This is a genomic window from Enterobacter sp. WPR_3_1, assembly GCF_003635055.1.
Taxonomy (GTDB): Bacteria; Pseudomonadota; Gammaproteobacteria; order Enterobacterales; family Enterobacteriaceae; genus Enterobacter; species Enterobacter ludwigii.
The window spans coordinates 280988-298060 of the sequence record NZ_RBXU01000013.1 but is presented as its reverse complement, the minus strand read 5'-3'; the positions used below and the strand labels follow the sequence as shown (position 1 = coordinate 298060).

Annotated in this window: 16 protein-coding genes; 13 read left to right on the top strand and 3 right to left on the bottom strand. The window is 56.3% G+C overall.

The features are described from left to right. The first annotated feature begins 2 nt into the window (after positions 1 to 2). The 4 genes from BJ887_RS19525 to BJ887_RS19510 are packed head-to-tail and all read left to right on the top strand — an operon-like array spanning position 3 to position 4966. Positions 3 to 1517 carry an ABC transporter substrate-binding protein gene (locus BJ887_RS19525; protein WP_020882796.1) on the top strand — a complete coding sequence of 505 codons (1515 nt, stop codon included), beginning with the start codon at positions 3 to 5 and terminating at the stop codon, positions 1515 to 1517. An 18-nt stretch (positions 1518 to 1535) separates the two neighbouring features. Continuing rightward, complete coding sequence (locus tag BJ887_RS19520) at positions 1536 to 2477, top strand: ABC transporter permease (RefSeq protein ID WP_020882795.1); 942 nt, start codon at positions 1536 to 1538, stop codon at positions 2475 to 2477. Positions 2478 to 2479: 2 nt separating this feature from the next. Further along, complete coding sequence (locus BJ887_RS19515) at positions 2480 to 3355, top strand: ABC transporter permease (protein WP_025205112.1); 876 nt, start codon at positions 2480 to 2482, stop codon at positions 3353 to 3355. Positions 3356 to 3364: 9 nt separating this feature from the next. Further along, entirely contained in the window at positions 3365 to 4966 is a 1602-nt protein-coding gene (locus BJ887_RS19510) for a gamma-glutamyltransferase family protein (protein WP_020882793.1), read from the top strand. A gap of 40 nt (positions 4967 to 5006) precedes the next feature. Here the strand turns inward: BJ887_RS19510 and BJ887_RS19505 are convergent, their stop codons facing one another. Both BJ887_RS19505 and fadE read right to left on the bottom strand, forming a co-directional pair. Further along, on the bottom strand, positions 5007 to 5777 hold the full coding sequence (locus tag BJ887_RS19505; RefSeq protein ID WP_121340309.1) for an amidohydrolase: 771 nt from the start codon (positions 5775 to 5777) through the stop codon (positions 5007 to 5009). A gap of 108 nt (positions 5778 to 5885) precedes the next feature. Further along, the gene (fadE, locus tag BJ887_RS19500) at positions 5886 to 8330 is read right to left on the bottom strand and encodes an acyl-CoA dehydrogenase FadE (RefSeq protein WP_014168754.1); all 2445 of its coding nucleotides are present in this window, start codon (positions 8328 to 8330) and stop codon (positions 5886 to 5888) included. 239 nt (positions 8331 to 8569) lie between these two features. On the opposite strand from fadE, the gene lpcA reads away from it, so the two are divergent. Together lpcA and BJ887_RS19490 are read left to right on the top strand one after the other, a co-directional pair. Continuing rightward, positions 8570 to 9148, top strand: coding sequence for a D-sedoheptulose 7-phosphate isomerase (gene lpcA, locus BJ887_RS19495; RefSeq protein ID WP_014168755.1), 579 nt, complete (start codon positions 8570 to 8572; stop codon positions 9146 to 9148). Between the two features lie 46 nt (positions 9149 to 9194). Next, positions 9195 to 9962, top strand: coding sequence for a class II glutamine amidotransferase (locus BJ887_RS19490; protein ID WP_014168756.1), 768 nt, complete (start codon positions 9195 to 9197; stop codon positions 9960 to 9962). Here BJ887_RS19490 and dpaA read toward each other — a convergent pair. Further along, the gene (dpaA, locus tag BJ887_RS19485; protein WP_014168757.1) at positions 9933 to 10673 is read right to left on the bottom strand and encodes a peptidoglycan meso-diaminopimelic acid protein amidase; all 741 of its coding nucleotides are present in this window, start codon (positions 10671 to 10673) and stop codon (positions 9933 to 9935) included. The genes BJ887_RS19490 and dpaA overlap by 30 nt on opposite strands. 298 nt (positions 10674 to 10971) lie before the next feature. On the opposite strand from dpaA, the gene BJ887_RS19480 reads away from it, so the two are divergent. Genes BJ887_RS19480 through nqrM form a run of 7 tightly spaced genes read left to right on the top strand, consistent with a single transcriptional unit; the run spans position 10972 to position 17012 of the window. Then, positions 10972 to 12315, top strand: a complete 1344-nt coding sequence (locus BJ887_RS19480) for a Na(+)-translocating NADH-quinone reductase subunit A (RefSeq protein WP_049022690.1) — start codon at positions 10972 to 10974, stop codon at positions 12313 to 12315. 3 nt (positions 12316 to 12318) lie between these two features. After that, positions 12319 to 13554 carry an NADH:ubiquinone reductase (Na(+)-transporting) subunit B gene (locus BJ887_RS19475; RefSeq protein ID WP_121340308.1) on the top strand — a complete coding sequence of 412 codons (1236 nt, stop codon included), beginning with the start codon at positions 12319 to 12321 and terminating at the stop codon, positions 13552 to 13554. Then, a complete protein-coding gene (locus BJ887_RS19470; RefSeq protein ID WP_121340307.1) occupies positions 13547 to 14341 on the top strand; it encodes a Na(+)-translocating NADH-quinone reductase subunit C in 795 nt (264 codons plus the stop codon). Before BJ887_RS19475 ends, BJ887_RS19470 begins: the two co-directional genes overlap by 8 nt. Next, entirely contained in the window at positions 14334 to 14972 is a 639-nt protein-coding gene (locus tag BJ887_RS19465; protein WP_121340306.1) for an NADH:ubiquinone reductase (Na(+)-transporting) subunit D, read from the top strand. The genes BJ887_RS19470 and BJ887_RS19465 overlap by 8 nt, the downstream gene beginning before the upstream one ends. Positions 14973 to 14978: 6 nt before the next feature. Beyond that, entirely contained in the window at positions 14979 to 15575 is a 597-nt protein-coding gene (nqrE, locus tag BJ887_RS19460; protein ID WP_014168762.1) for an NADH:ubiquinone reductase (Na(+)-transporting) subunit E, read from the top strand. A 10-nt stretch (positions 15576 to 15585) separates the two neighbouring features. Continuing rightward, complete coding sequence (gene nqrF / locus BJ887_RS19455; RefSeq protein WP_121340305.1) at positions 15586 to 16809, top strand: NADH:ubiquinone reductase (Na(+)-transporting) subunit F; 1224 nt, start codon at positions 15586 to 15588, stop codon at positions 16807 to 16809. Further along, complete coding sequence (nqrM, locus tag BJ887_RS19450; protein WP_020882787.1) at positions 16809 to 17012, top strand: (Na+)-NQR maturation NqrM; 204 nt, start codon at positions 16809 to 16811, stop codon at positions 17010 to 17012. The genes nqrF and nqrM overlap by 1 nt, the downstream gene beginning before the upstream one ends. The last annotated feature ends 61 nt before the right edge of the window (positions 17013 to 17073 follow it).

Below are 17073 nucleotides of genomic sequence, written 5' to 3'. Positions count from 1 at the left end.
TAATGACAATGCGTAATTCTCTTTTGACCGTACTGGGAAGTGTTATGTTGCTTGGAGCGGCGCTGCCCGCCCATTCTGAAAGCGTACTGCGAATTGGTCTGGGGGCGGATCCGGACATGCTCGATCCGCATCTTGCGCGCACCTATTATGGCCGTTTCGTCTTTGCGTCTCTGTGCGACCGGCTGGTGGACGTGGATGAGCATCTGAAAGTGGTGCCGGGTCTGGCGAAGTCATGGGCCTGGAGCGATGACGGCAAAACGCTGACCATGGACCTGCGTGAAGGTGTGACCTTCCATGACGGCGAGAAATTCGATGCCGCTGCTGCGAAATACAATCTCGACCGTGCGTTGACCCTAAAAGGCTCCCTGCGCAAAAGCGAGATCTCCTCGGTGGAATCGGTAGAGGTTACCGGTCCGATGCAGATTGCCCTGCATCTGAAAACACCTGATGCCGCACTGCTGATGCAGCTTACCGATCGCGCCGGGGCGATGATGGCACCCGACGCCGCGAAAAAGCCTGACTTTGCCGCCCATCCGGTCTGCTCTGGCCCCTATAAGTTCGACAGCCGCGTCTCGCAGGACCGTATCGTTCTGACGCGTTTTGACAACTACTGGAACAAAGGCGCTTACCATTTCGACAAAATTATCTATCTGCCGATCCCGGATGCCTCCGTGCGTCTGGCTAACCTGCGGGCAGGGGATCTTGATCTGACGGAAGGCATTGCCGCAAGCGACGTGAAAACCGTAGAAGCCGACAGCAAACTGGCGCTGGCGAAGGTGACCGGTCTGGGTTATCAGGGCATTACCTTCAATATCAATAACGGAAAGGTCCCGGCGAACGATCCGTTTAAGGATGCCCGCGTGCGTGAGGCATTTTCTCAGGCAATCGATCGCGATGCGTTAAATCAGGTGGTCTTCGAGGGACTGTACACCCCGGCAAACCAGGCGTTTTCTACCGTAAGTCCGTATCACGTTAACCTGCCGGTGCCACCACGCGATGTCGACAAAGCCAAAGCGCTGTTGAAAGCGGCAGGCGTCACTACGCCGCTGAACGTCAATCTGCTGGTGCCCAACAACCCAACTTCACAGCAGGTCGGTCAGGTACTGCAGGCGATGGTCGCAGAGGCTGGCTTTAACCTGAACCTGCAAATGACCGAGTTCGCCACGCTGCTCGACCGTCAGCAAAGCGGTGATTATCAGCTGAGCTTCTCTGGCTGGTCGGGTCGTCCGGATCCGGATGGCAGTATCTACGGCTTCATTAACAGCAAAGGCACCCTTAACGACGGTCGTTACAGTAACGCGCAGGTGGATGAATGGCTGACGCAGGCGCGCCTGAGCAACGACAAAGCCGTCCGTCAGCCGCTATACGACAAGGTGGTGAAACAGCTGCAGACGGATATGCCCATTGCCTACCTCTATTTTGAACCGCGTATTTTTGGTCTGAACAAGAGCGTGCAGGGCTTTAAACCGTATCCGGACGGCATTGTGCGTCTGGCTGGCCTGACGCTGGCGAAATAACTGGCCTGAGGAGAACCCATGCTGGAACTGATTTGCAAACGTCTGCTGCTGGCCATCCCGACCTTACTGCTGGTGAGCATGATGGTGTTTGGCCTGCAAAAACTGCTGCCCGGCGATCCGCTGATCGCCATGGCCGGGGAGGAGCGCGATCCGGCGGTGATCGCCCAGCTGCGTGCTGAGCTCAATCTCGATGCGCCCATCCCTGTGCAGTACTTCAACTGGCTGACGCGCGCGCTGCAGGGCGATCTTGGTGTCTCCTTACGCACTCACGAGCCGGTCACCCAGCTCATTGCCAGCAAACTGCCGGTGACGCTGGAGCTGTCGCTGCTGGCGATGATCATCGCTCTGGTGTTTGGCATCAGCATGGGGATCCTCGCGGCGGTCAACAAAAACAGCTGGGTCGATCACGGTGCCAACTTTGTGGCGATCTCGGGGATCTCGATACCGCATTTCTGGCTCGGGATCCTGTTGATTCTGGTCTTCTCGGTCAATCTGCAATGGCTGCCAGCATCGGGTTTCGTGCCGTTTAGTGAAGATCCGATCCAGAACCTGCGTACGCTGTTGTTGCCTGCCTCGGTACTGGGAACGGGGCTGGCGGCCACGCTGATGCGCCATACCCGCGCCTCCATGATCGCGGTAATGAAGGCCGATTACATCCGCACCGCACGGGCTAAAGGGCTGTTGCCAAAGGCGGTGATTTTAAAGCATGCGTTTCGCAATGCGCTGGTTCCGGTGATCACCCTGACCACGCTGCTGTTCGGCGAACTGCTGGGTGGCGCGGTACTGACCGAACAGGTCTTCACCATTCCAGGGTTCGGCAAGATGATCGTCGATTCGGTCTTTAACCGTGACTATGCGGTGGTGCAGGGGGTGGTGCTTATCGTGGCGATCGGTTTCCTGCTGCTGAACCTGCTGGCCGACGTGCTTTACGTTCTTATCAACCCGAAAATGCGAGGTTAAGCATGGCGGAACTGACAACTCAAACCATTGCCGCGGTTCAGCCCCGTGCGCAGAACCGGGTACTGAAGAAATTTCTCGCCAATAAAAGCGCGGTGATGGGTGCCGTAGTGGTGGGCTTTTTTGTGCTGGTGGCACTGCTGGCACCGTGGATCGCGCCTTTTGATCCGGTGAAAGCCAATTTCCTGGCGGTGCGTAAAGCGCCTTCGGTGATGTACTGGTTTGGGACCGATGAACTGGGCCGCGATATTTTGTCCCGCATTATCTGGGGGGCGAGAACGTCGTTGATGGCTGGCTGTATGTCGGTGGTGATCGCCGTGGTCATTGGCGTTCCGCTGGGGCTGGTGGCGGGTTACTTCCAGAAGATGTGGGACGGCGTGATCTCGCGTTTTATTGAAGCGCTGCTGGCCTGTCCGTTCCTGATCATGGCGATCGCGCTCGGGGCGTTTCTGGGCCCAAGCCTGACCAACGCCATGATCGCCATTGGCCTCTCCGCAATGCCGATCTTCGCCCGCCTGACGCGCGGCCAGGTGATCGCCATTCGCAACGAAGAGTATATCGACGGCGCGAGGGCGATTGGCCTGCCGGATCGCTGGATCATCATTAAGTATGTGCTGCCCAATGTGATGTCTCCGATTTTGGTGCAGGCCACGCTGGCCATTGCCTCGGCAATCATTGCTGAAGCCAGCCTGTCGTTTCTGGGGTTAGGCCAGCAGCCGCCGAACCCGTCATGGGGCTCAATGCTTAATACCGCGAAAGGTTTCCTTGAGCAGGCTCCATGGATGTCTGTATTCCCCGGTGTGGCGATTTTTCTTGCCGTGCAGGGCTTTAATTTACTCGGCGACGGGCTGCGCGATGCGCTCGATCCGCGCCATGACTAAGGAGTCATGATGACCAAAGCGCTTGATTTCACTTCCGGTTACGATTCACGACGCCCACCGATGATGGGCCACAACGCCGTGGCGACATCTCAGCCGCTGGCGGCCCAGGCGGGAATGAAAATGCTGCAGCTCGGCGGGAACGCGGTTGATGCGGCGGTTGCAACCGCCATGGCGTTGACGGTGGTTGAACCCACCGGCAACGGTATTGGCAGCGATGCCTTTGCCATCGTCTGGGATGGTGAAAAACTCCACGGCCTGAACGCCTCAGGCCGCTCGCCTGCCAGCTGGCATGCGGATCTGTTTGCCGGTAAAACCGCGGTGCCAGAAATTGGCTGGGATGCCGTCACCGTGCCGGGTGCGGTTTCGGGCTGGGTGGCGCTGGCAGAACGTTTTGGCACGCTGCCGCTCACTACGCTGGCGCAACCGGCCATCGAGTATGCGCGTAACGGTTTTCCGGTCTCCCCGTTGATTGGGCATCTCTGGCAGCGGGGTTATAACAAGCTGAAAGATCAGCCAGGCTTTAGCGCCTGCTTTGCACCGGAAGGGCGTGCTCCCCGGGTTGGCGAGATCTTCCGTAACCCGGCGCAGGCTCATTCGCTGGAGCTGATTGCCAGAACCAACGGTGAAGCGTTTTACCGCGGCGAGCTGGCGCAGAAAATTGCCGCTTTCGCGAAAGAGCATGGCGCGCACCTGACAGCAGAGGATTTGGCCAATCATCGTGTGGACTGGGTAGAACTGCTGTCGCGTGATTTTGCCGGTGGTTCGGTGCAGGAGCTGCCGCCAAACGGGCAGGGCATCGCCACGCTGATTGCGCTCGGTATTCTGGAGCAGTGTGGAATTGAAAAACATCATCCGGATTCCGTGCAGTCGCTTCATCTGTCTATTGAAGCGATGAAACTGGCGCTGGCGGATCTCGATCGCTACGTCGCTGATGAAGAACACATGGAGTTCGCGGCCCAGGCGTTGCTGAGCGATCGTTACCTGGCGTCGCGCGCGGCGCTTATCGACCCCGATAACGCCTCCGATTTCGTCTACGGTTCGCCGACGCAGAGCGGCACGGTCTACCTGAGCGCTGCAGATTCCAGCGGTATGATGATCTCCTTTATTCAGTCCAACTATATGGGCTTTGGATCCGGGATTGTGGTGCCGGAGACCGGGATCAGTCTGCAAAACCGCGGCTGTGGCTTTGTGCTGGATCCAAACCATCCGAATGCGCTGGCGGGCAGTAAGCGTCCGTTCCACACCATCATTCCGGGCTTTGCGATGGATGGCAACGGTAAACCGCTGATGTCCTTTGGCGTCATGGGCGGGCCAATGCAGGCGCAGGGGCATATGCAGATGGCGCTGCGCATCATGCTGCACGGGCAAAACCCGCAGGCGGCAATTGATGCGCCTCGCTGGCGCGTGGTGCAGGGCAGGGAAGTGATCGTCGAATCGACGTTCGATCGCAATACTATCGCCGCACTGCGTGAGCGCGGGCACCAGATCGTGGTGGAAGATCCGCTCCAGGATTACAACTTCGGCGGCGCGCAGGTGATTTATCGTATGCCGGAAGGGCATTATGTGGCGGCGACAGAGAGCCGCAAAGACGGGCAGGCGCTGGTGAGTTAATGATGTCCCCTCCCTCTACCTGTGAGAGGGAGGGGAACCGTTATCCAATGCTAAACGGATCCGCATCCTGCCAGGCCGGAAACTTCTCGCGATATTCCTTCAGGGCCGTCAGTGACAACTCAGCATCAATGCGCGTTGCCTGATGCGGCTCGGCGGTGGCAATAATTTCACCCTGCGGGTTCACCACCCGGCTATCCCCCCGATAATGATGCCCGTTGCCATCAGTCCCCACGCGGTTACAGCCGACCACATACGCCTGGTTTTCAATGGCGCGTGCGACCAGCAGCGACTGCCAGTGCAGGGATCGCGGGGCAGGCCAGTTGGCGACATACAGCGCCAGGTCGTAATCGTTGCGGTTGCGTGACCACACCGGGAAGCGCAGGTCGTAGCAAACCAGCGGCAGAATACGCCAGCCGCGCCATTCGAACACCACGCGCGCATCACCCGCTTCATAGTGATGATGTTCATCTGCCATGCGGAACAGGTGGCGTTTATCATAGAAATGCACTTTCCCTTCCGGCTCGACCAGCAGGAAGCGGTTGACCGGCCCGCGTTCGGTTTGCAGCGCAGCGCTGCCGGCAATCAGCGCATTGGTTTGCTGCGCTTTGGCGTGCATCCAGGCGACCACCTCTTGCTGTGGCATTGACTGTTGCGCCGCTTCCATGGCGAAGCCGGTAGTGAACATCTCCGGCAGGACAATCACATCACGCCCGGTAATGCCTTCCAGTTGACGATCAAAGTGGCGCAGGTTGGCAGGGCCGTCCATCCACACTAAAGGTTGCTGCAAAATCGAAATCTTCAGACCAGACACAATTCAGACTCCTCAAACGACCACTTTTTGACACTGTAGCACGACATAAAGAGAAAATGTGGCAATAAAAAACCCCGCGCGTGGCGGGGTTTGTAGAAGCGAAACGCGTTATGCAGCTTCAGGTTTGCGGACCTTCTCCGGCAGCTTTACCGGCTGTGTCGCCAGCTCATCCGGGTCGAAATCATCCACGTTAATGCTGCGCAGACGGCTCTCTTCTGCTTTCACCAGCAGAGCGGCTTCATCATTGTTGATGATCCCGCCCGTCAGGGCCTGTTTCGCCAGTTCATCCAGGCGGGTGAACGGCAGGTTTTTGCCCAGCTGTTTGCAGATCTTCTGGTGGATGGGATCGGCAGCCATCACGTCCAGCAGCGCTTCTTCCAGCAGACCAACCGGGTTATGCGGCGTGGGAGCCAGATACTGACCGCGGCCGATACGGGAACGGGTTGCGCTCGGTACCTGCAGGATCTTCGCCACTTTGTGATCCAGTTTGTCAGACGGCGCCAGATGATGACGACCGGTCGGGAAGATCACCACGCGAAGGGCGCCTGCAACAAAGCGGTTCGGGAAGTTCGCCAGCAGATCGTCAATGGCCTGTTCCGCCTGATACATCGCATCCTGAACACCCCAGTGAACCAGCGGCAGATCGGCTTCCTGACGGCCTTCATCGTCGTAGCGTTTCAGGACCGCAGAGGCCAGGAAGATTTGGCTCAGCACATCACCCAGGCGGGCAGAGATACGCTCACGACGCTTCAGGCTACCGCCCAGCACCGCCATAGAAACATCTGACAGCAGAGCGAGGTTGGCGCTCAGGCGGTTAAGATGCTGGTAATAACGCTTGGTCGCATCACCGGTTGGCGTGGCGCTGGTAAGACCGCGCGTCAGACCCAGCCAGAAGCTGCGTACCTTATTACTGCCCACGTGACCAATATGTTTGAACAGCAGTTTGTCGAAAGCATCCACGTCGTTATTCTGCGCGGCGGCCATCTCTTCCAGCACATAAGGATGGCAACGGATTGCCCCCTGGCCGAAGATCATCATGCTGCGGGTCAGGATGTTTGCCCCTTCAACGGTGATGGCAATCGGTGCGCCCTGGTAGCCGCGCGCCAGGAAGTTGCCCTCGCCGAGCATAATGCCTTTACCGCCCGCGATATCCATTGCATCAATGATTGACTGCTGTGCGCGGTGGGTACAGTGATACTTCACGATAGCTGACAGCACGGCCGGTTTTTCGCCCAGCATAATGCCGTAGGTAATCAGGGAGGCGGCAGCATCCATCACGTAGGCGTTGCCTGCGATACGTGCCAGCGGCTCTTCGATCCCTTCCATCTTGCCGATAGAGATTTTGAACTGACGGCGGATATGGGCGTATGCACCAATCCCCATCGCGACAGATTTCAAACCACCGGTCGAGTTCGACGGCAGGGTAATACCGCGGCCAACCGACAGACATTCCACCAGCATGCGCCAGCCCTGACCGGCCATTTTCGGACCACCGATGATGTAGTCAATCGGTACAAAGATATCCTTGCCGCGGGTTGGGCCGTTCTGGAACGGTACGTTCAGCGGGAAGTGGCGACGACCAATTTCAACGCCTGGGGTGGAGGTTGGGATCAGCGCACAGGTAATGCCCAGATCTTCTTCACCGCCCAGCAGTTTTTCCGGATCGGAGAGCTTAAAGGCCAGGCCCAGCACGGTCGCGATAGGGGCGAGCGTAATATAACGTTTGTTCCAGGTCAGGCGCATACCCAGCACCTGTTGGCCCTGCCATTCACCCATGCAGACGACGCCGGTATCCGGGATCGCACCCGCATCGGAACCCGCTTCCGGGCTGGTCAGCGCGAAGCACGGAATTTCCTGGCCGCGTGCCAGACGCGGCAGGTAGTGATCTTTCTGCTCTTCGGTACCGTAGTGTTGCAGCAGTTCGCCCGGGCCTAACGAGTTCGGCACGCCAACGGTGATCGCCAGGATCCCGGAAACGCCTGCCAGTTTTTGCAGGACGCGGGCCTGAGCGTAAGCGGAAAACTCCAGACCGCCGTACTCTTTCTTAATGATCATCGCGAAGAAGCGATGTTCTTTCAGATACGCCCACAGTTCTGGCGGCAGGTCCGCCATTTCATGGGTAATCGCGAAGTCATTTGCCATGCGGCACGCTTCTTCCACCGGACCATCAATAAAGGCCTGTTCTTCAGCGGTCAGACGCGGTTGCGGATAGTTGTGCAGCTTTTTCCAGTCCGGGTTGCCCTGGAACAGGTCGCCTTCCCACCAGGTGGTACCGGCATCAATCGCTTCTTTCTCCGTACGCGACATGGGCGGCATCACTTTGCGGAAGCCTTTGAACACCGGCGCGGAGATCATCGATTTACGCATCGGCGTAAAGTTAAACGGCAGAAGAATGATAGCCAGCGGGACTAAAAGCCAGATATTCCACAGGCCAGCGACGCCAAGCGCAGCCGTCCAGGCCAGCAGAATCAGACTGCTCAGGAATAAACTCACCCGGTGATAGAACAGCACACCGAGCAGAACAACGGTTGCGAGAATGCTCAAAATCATCATAAAGAAAAGCTCCCTTGCTTGTAGGAGGTCTGACCACTTGTGATGATATGGTTGTAGTTGATGTTATTTCCTTTAGCAATGTGTTTACAAAATAATTACAACCTGGTTCACATTGTTCAGGTTTAAGCCGGCACGAAAACGCAAAACGCCAGACGATTCGCATGGCTTTAGCTTCTCGCTTTTCCCGCTATCCGGTACACTCCACTGTGTTATTTCATCAATACTGAAGGATTATCCTCATGTACCAGGATCTTATTCGTAACGAACTGAACGAAGCGGCGGAAACGCTGGCTAACTTTCTGAAAGATGATGCCAATATTCACGCTATTCAGCGCGCAGCGGTCCTGCTGGCCGACAGTTTCAAGGCCGGCGGTAAAGTGCTCTCCTGTGGTAACGGTGGTTCCCACTGTGATGCGATGCACTTTGCAGAAGAGCTGACCGGGCGTTATCGTGAAAACCGTCCGGGCTACCCGGCGATTGCGATTTCCGATGTGAGCCACATTTCCTGCGTCAGTAACGATTTTGGTTATGACTATATCTTCTCTCGCTACGTCGAAGCCGTGGGCCGCGAAGGTGACGTGCTGCTGGGTATTTCGACGTCCGGAAACTCGGCTAACGTGATCAAAGCGATTGCCGCAGCGCGTGAAAAAGGGATGAAAGTCATCACCCTGACCGGTAAAGATGGCGGTAAGATGGACGGTACGGCGGATATCGAAATCCGTGTTCCACACTTCGGTTATGCTGACCGTATTCAGGAAATTCACATCAAAGTGATCCACATCCTGATCCAGCTGATCGAAAAAGAGATGGTTAAGTAAGACTTCGCTGGGGGCATGATTGCCCCCGCTGTTGTGGAGGTGATGTATGTGCGAATTGCTCGGGATGAGCGCCAATGTGCCAACCGATATCTGCTTTAGCTTCACCGGGCTCGTTCAGCGCGGCGGGGGCACCGGGCCGCATAAAGACGGCTGGGGCATTACCTTCTACGAAGGCAAAGGATGTCGCACATTCAAAGATCCCCAGCCCAGCTTTAATTCCCCGATTGCCAGACTGGTGCAGGACTATCCCATTAAGTCCCGCTCGGTGATTGCCCACATCCGTCAGGCAAACCGTGGGGAAGTGGCGCTGGAAAATACCCACCCGTTCACCCGCGAGCTGTGGGGCCGTCACTGGACCTACGCGCACAATGGCCAGCTCTCCGGCTATAAGTCGCTGGAGACGGGCAATTTCCGTCCGGTCGGTGAGACCGACAGCGAAAAAGCGTTTTGCTGGCTGCTGCACAAGCTGACGCAGCGTTATCCGCGCACGCCCGGCAACATGACCGCCGTCTTCAAATACATTGCGTCGCTGGCATCAGAACTGCGTGAGAAGGGCGTGTTCAACATGCTGCTGTCTGACGGGCGTTATGTGATGGCGTTCTGTTCGACCAATCTGTTCTGGATCACGCGCCGCGCGCCGTTTGGCGTCGCCAAGCTGCTCGATCAGGATGTGGAAATTGATTTTCAACGAGAGACCACACCGAATGATGTGGTCACAGTGATCGCGACCCAGCCACTGACGGGCAACGAAACCTGGCAAAAGATTATGCCAGGCGAGTGGGTCTTATTTTGTCTCGGGGACCGAGTAGTTTGATGCCAGCTGTGGCTGGACGACTTCGTGGCTCAGCGGCTTGCTGACCACATAGCGGCCATCGACAACCGAGACAACCGGCGGCTTGTGCGTCTGCTCAAAGTAGTCGTAACCCGGTTTCAGCTGTTTCCAGAAATCCGCGTAGTAGGAGTACTTGTGACGCGCCATGTTGGCATCGGTCATGCGGAACGGGTAGATGCTGACCTGAACGTTCGGCTGACCAAAGACCAGTGCGCCGGTGACAAACTGGAAAATCTCATCAATGCCGGTATCGGTCATCGCATAACAGCCGATAGACACGCATGCACCGTGGATCATCAGGTATTTGCCTTCATAACCGTGGGCACGGTCATAGGCGTTCGGGAAGCCAATGTTAATGGCTTTATAGAAGCGGCTGTCAGGTTTTAGCTGGCTACGCTGAACGTTGTAAAACCCTTCCGGACTTTTGAAATCGCCCTGACGCTGTTTTGGCCCCAGACCACCGGAGTAGTTACAAATCTTGTAACTATCAAGCAGCTGATATGTCTCGCCCATTTTTACAAACAGATCGAGTGTGCGTTCTTCCTTGAAGATTTGAATATAAACCGGTGATCCCATTAACTGCTGTTTATATTCTTTGCTGACCGGCGTGGTTGAGCTATTGCTGCTGAGCAGCCCGGCAAACGATACGCACGGAATCAGGAGCATCGCAATGAACAATGCGATTTTACGCATACTACTAGTTCCTTGATAAAACTAAGACCAAATTGCCAGGACGGCAAAAGAGACCCGAAATCAGATTATTCTGTTAGGTGCGCTCACATTAGCACCGCCATAGATTTTCGCAAGAGCCGGACGGTGAGTTTACAAATTAGTTTTACTTTATAAACCATCAAAATCGCGTTGGCTCCAGGAACTTTGCGTAATACCTCGCACTTTAGCGCCTGCAACCGAGGTTTTGGTGCCCGAAAAACAGCGAAAATGGTACACTTCGCCCCCTCTGGATTGAAGTTCATGGAAGCTTGCTAACCACATGTTTAAAATCAGAAAAGGACTTGATCTGCCGATTGCAGGCGTGCCCGAGCCGCACGTTTCGCCTGGCGCAAGTGTCCGCCATGTCGCCATTTTGGGCGACGACTACCTGGGAATGCGTCCCTCAATGCTGGTGCAGGAAGGCGATCGCGTCATTAAAGGACAGGCGCTCTTCGAGGACAAAAAAAATCCTGGCGTTATGTTTACGGCCCCCGCGAGCGGTACCGTGGTGGCAATCAATCGCGGTGAACGTCGCGTCCTGCAGTCGGTGGTTATCCGTATTGAAGGCGACGAACAACGTGAGTTTTCCCGTTTCGACGCAGCGGACCTCGCCGCCCTGAGCCGGGAAGCCGTTCAGGCACAACTGCTGGCGTCCGGCTTGTGGACGGCGTTTCGCACGCGACCTTTCAGCAAATCGCCTGTTCCGGATACGCTTCCGGCCGCTATTTTCGTCACTGCCATTGATACCAACCCGCTCAGCGCGGACCCGGAGCCCATTATTCTGGCGCAGCGTAACGCGTTTGATGCCGGGCTAACCGTGTTAACCCGTCTGACCTCGGGGAAGGTCCACGTCTGTCAGGCGGGCGGCGGCAAACTCGGGGGCCATCCGCAGGGGCAAGTTACGTTTAATGCGTTTGCAGGCCCGCACCCGGCGGGGTTAGTCGGAACGCATATCCACTTCCTGGAGCCGGTGAGCCTGACGAAACAGGTCTGGCATCTGAATTATCAGGACGTGATTGCCATTGGTAAGCTCTTTACCGCCGGTGAACTGTGCGCTGAACGGGTGATCGCCCTCGGCGGGCCACAGGCAGCAAATCCACGCCTGGTGAAAACGCTGCTGGGTGCGGACATTAATGAACTGCTTGCCGGTGAAACGAAAGAGGGTGAAAACCGCCTGATTTCTGGCTCGGTGCTCAGTGGCCGTCATGCGGCTGGCGCGCAGGCGTATCTTGGGCGCTTCCACCTGCAGGTCAGTGTGGTTCTGGAAGGTCGCGAGAAAGAGCTGTTCGGCTGGGTTCTGCCGGGCGCTGAGAAGTATTCCGTGACCCGCACCACCCTTGGGCACTTCCTGCGTCGCAAACTCTTTAATTTCTCGACCAGCACCCACGGCGGAGAGCGCGCCATGGTTCCGATTGGCAACTACGAGCGCGTTATGCCGCTGGATATTCTGCCAACTCTGCTGCTGCGCGATCTGCTGGCCGGCGACACCGACAGTGCCCAGGCGCTGGGGTGCCTCGAGCTTGACGAAGAAGATCTGGCGCTCTGTACCTATGTCTGTCCGGGAAAATACGAATATGGACCGGTATTGCGCGAGGTGTTAACCCGCATTGAGCAGGAAGGATAACTGATGGGCTTAAAACACCTCTTTGAAAAAATAGAGCCGCACTTTACGCACGGGAAGCTCAGGAAGTACTACCCGCTGTATGAAGCAACGGCGACCATTTTCTACACGCCGGGGCTGGTAACAAAAGGGGCGGCACACGTTCGCGATGCTATCGACCTCAAACGAATGATGATTCTGGTCTGGTTTGCGGTCTTCCCGGCCATGTTCTGGGGTATGTACAACGTTGGCCTGCAGACCATTCCGGCGCTGCATCATTTATATGATGCCCCACAGCTGGCTCAGGTTATCCAGTCGGACTGGCACTACCGCCTGGCCCAGACGTTAGGCGTCAGCTTTGCAGCCGATGCCGGCTGGATAAGCATGATGACGCTGGGAGCCGTATTCTTCCTGCCAATCTACATCACGGTGTTTATCGTGGGGGGCTTCTGGGAAGTGCTGTTCGCCATTATTCGCAAACATGAGATCAACGAAGGCTTCTTCGTGACGTCGATTCTGTTTGCCCTGATTGTTCCACCAACGCTGCCGCTTTGGCAGGCGGCACTGGGGATCAGTTTTGGCGTGGTGATTGCCAAGGAGATCTTCGGTGGTACCGGGCGCAACTTCCTCAACCCGGCGCTGGCCGGGCGAGCTTTCCTGTTCTTTGCGTATCCGGCGCAAATTTCGGGCGACCTGGTGTGGACGGCCGCGGATGGGTTCTCGGGTGCGACGCCGCTTTCACAGTGGGCCGCGCACGGGGGCGAAACGCTGGTTAACAACGCCACGGGTCAACCCGTGACCTGGCTGGATGCCTTTATTGGCAACATTCCCGGCTCTGTTGGGGAAGTTTCCACGCTGATGATTTTACTCGGTGGCGCCATCATTCTCTTCGGACGCGTCGCGTCGTGGCGCATTGTAGCAGGGGTAATGATTGGCATGGTGTTAACAGCCACGATGTTCAATTTCATCGGTTCCGCCACCAACCCGATGTTCTCCATGCCCTGGTACTGGCATCTGGTGCTGGGTGGGTTCGCTTTCGGCATGATGTTCATGGCCACCGATCCTGTCTCTGCGTCCTTTACCGACAAAGGTAAATGGAGCTATGGCGTGCTCATTGGTGCGATGTGTGTCCTGATTCGCGTGGTCAACCCGGCTTATCCGGAAGGGATGATGTTGGCCATTCTGTTTGCCAATCTGTTTGCGCCGCTCTTCGACTATCTGGTCGTGCGCGCCAACGTTAAGCGGAGGAAAGCGCGTGGCTGAAAGCAAGAATAACGACAGCATCGGCAAAACGCTGCTGGTGGTGCTGGTCCTTTGCCTGGTCTGTTCCATTGTCGTGGCTGGCTCTGCCGTGGGATTAAAACCACGGCAACAGGAGCAGCGTGCGCTGGATAAACAACGCAACATCCTGGCTGTGGCCGGGTTAATGCAGGAAGGGATGAGTACAGACGACGTGGCTGAACTCTTCGCGGAGCGAATTTCGGCGCGTCTGGTGGATTTAAAAACCGGCCAGTTGCTGGATAAAGACCCGACGAAATTTAACCAGGCACTGGCACTGAAAGATCCTGAGATGAGCCTGACGCTGGAGGCATCGCAAGATCCCGCTGGCATCAAGCGTCGCAGTAACCTCGCCGAAATTTACCTTGTGCGCGATGAGCAAAAGCGGGTGCAGGAGGTCGTGCTGCCGATATACGGCAACGGGCTATGGTCGATGATGTACGCCTTTGTGGCACTCGATACGGATGGTCGCACGGTGAAAGGGATTACCTATTATGACCAGGGCGAAACGCCGGGGCTCGGCGGTGAGGTTGAAAACCCTAACTGGCGCGCGCAGTTTGTCGGCAAGAAAGTGCTCGACGATAACGGCCTGCATGCCCTGAAGGTGATGAAAGGGGCTGCGCGTCCGGGTGACGAATATGCCGTAGATGGGCTTTCCGGGGCAACGCTCACGTCAAAAGGGGTGCAGCACAGTTTTGATTTCTGGATGGGCGAGCTGGGCTTTGGTCCTTTCCTGAAAAACGTACGTGAAGGAGCGCTGAACAATGGCTGATACGGGTGAACTGAAAGAAGTCAAAAAGGTGCTCATCGGTCCGCTGCTGGCGAATAACCCTATTACCTTACAGGTACTGGGCGTCTGTTCGGCGCTGGCGGTCACGACAAAACTGGAAACCGCGCTGGTCATGACCGTCGCGGTCACGCTGGTGACGGCATTTTCCAGCATGTTTATCTCCATGATCCGCCACCACATCCCGAATAGCGTGAGGATCATTCTGCAGATGGCGATCATCGCGTCGCTGGTGATCGTGGTCGATCAGCTACTGCGCGCTTTCGCGTATGAAACGTCAAAACAGCTCTCGGTGTTTGTCGGTCTGATTATCACCAACTGCATCGTGATGGGGCGTGCCGAAGCTTATGCGATGAAAATGCCTCCGCTGGCGAGCTTTATGGACGGGATCGGTAACGGTCTCGGTTACGGCGTTATCCTGCTGACCGTTGGGTTCCTGCGCGAGCTGATCGGCAGCGGTAAGCTGTTTGGCGTCACGGTGCTGGACACGGTACAAAACGGCGGCTGGTATCTGCCAAACGGACTCTTCCTGCTGGCCCCAAGCGCATTTTTCATTATCGGTTTGCTGATCTGGCTGATTCGTACCCTGAAGCCAGAACAGCAGGAAAAGGAGTAACCGACGATGGCTCATTACCTGAGTTTATTTGTGCGCGCGGTGTTTGTTGAAAACATGGCACTCGCGTTTTTCCTGGGCATGTGTACGTTTCTTGCCGTTTCCAAAAAGGTATCGACGGCGTTTGGTCTGGGTGTTGCGGTCACGGTGGTGCTCGGCTTATCTGTACCGATTAACAACCTGGTGTACAACTTTGTGCTGCGCGACGGTGCGCTGGTAGACGGTGTCGATCTCAGCTTCCTGAACTTCATCACCTTTATCGGTGTGATTGCGGCGCTGGTACAAATCCTGGAGATGATCCTCGACAGGTATTTCCCGTCGCTATACAACGCGCTGGGGATTTTTCTGCCGTTGATCGCGGTGAACTGCGCCATCTTTGGTGGCGTCTCGTTTATGGTTCAGCGTGATTACAACTTCAGTGAATCCGTTGTGTATGGTTTCGGCTCCGGCATCGGCTGGATGCTGGCTATCGTTACCATGGCGGGGATCCGCGAAAAAATGAAATATGCCAATGTGCCTGCGGGTTTACGTGGCTTAGGGATCACCTTTATCACCACCGGGCTGATGGCGCTGGGCTTTATGTCCTTCTCCGGTGTGCAGCTATAAGGGCTAACAGATGGAAATTATTCTTGGCGTGGTGATGTTCACGCTGATTGTACTGGTGTTGTCAGGGCTGATTCTGGCGGCACGCGAGAAGCTGGTGAATTCCGGCGACGTAGTGATTGATATCAACGGTGAGCCGCAAAACCAGATCCGCACGCAGGCGGGGGATAAACTGCTCAATACGCTCTCCGGCAACGGGATCTTTGTCTCCTCAGCCTGCGGTGGCGGTGGCTCCTGCGGTCAGTGCCGCGTCACGGTGAAAGAGGGCGGCGGTGATATTCTGCCCACTGAGCTGGCGCATATCACGAAGCGTGAGGCGAAAGAGGGCTGCCGTCTGGCCTGCCAGGTCGCGGTGCGCCAGGACATGAAAATTGAGCTGCCGGAAGAGATCTTCGGGGTCAAAAAATGGGAGTGCGAGGTTATCTCTAACGATAACAAAGCGACTTTCATTAAAGAGCTGAAGCTGCGCGTGCCGGAAGGGGAAGATGTTCCGTTCCGGGCCGGGGGATACATCCAGATTGAGTGCCCGGAGCACACCGTGGCGTATACGGACTTCGACGTTCCGGATGAGTACCGTGCCGACTGGGACAAATTCAATCTTTTCCGTTTTGTGTCTGACGTTAAAGAACCGACGCTTCGCGCCTACTCAATGGCCAACTACCCGGACGAGAAGGGCATCATTATGCTCAACGTGCGTATCGCCACGCCGCCGCCGAGTGTGCCTGATGCCCCCCCAGGCGTCATGTCGTCGTATATCTGGTCCCTGAAGCCGGGTGACAAGGTGACCATCTCCGGTCCGTTTGGCGAGTTCTTTGCTAAAGAGACCGAGGCTGAAATGGTCTTTATCGGTGGTGGCGCAGGCATGGCACCGATGCGTTCGCACATTTTTGACCAGCTCAAGCGCCTCGGGAGCAAGCGCAAAATCAGCTTCTGGTACGGGGCACGCTCGCTGCGAGAGATGTTCTATGATGATGAGTTTGAGCAACTGGCGCGTGAAAACCCAAACTTTACCTTCCATGTGGCCCTCTCCGATCCGCAACCGGAAGATAACTGGACCGGCCACACGGGGTTCATCCACAACGTACTTTATGAAAACTACCTCAAGCAGCATCCTGCGCCAGAGGATTGCGAATTTTACATGTGTGGGCCGCCAGTGATGAACGCTGCAGTCATTAAGATGCTAAAAGATCTGGGTGTGGAAGATGAAAACATCCTGCTGGATGACTTCGGGGGGTGATGATGCTGACGTTTCTGGCAACTTTCGCGGTTTTTTTGCTTGTTGTACTCGGCATGTCTCTGGGCTGGATCATAAAGCGTAAAAGCATTCAGGGCAGCTGTGGTGGTATCTCCGCGCTCGGGATGGAAAAAGTGTGCGACTGCCCCGAACCCTGCGACGCCCGTAAAAAACGCATGGCGCGCGAGGCCCGGCGGATCCTGTAGTGAGTCCGGTGTTTTCCCTCTTCCTGGAGGAGAGGGGAAACACACTTCTCAACTCTCATTT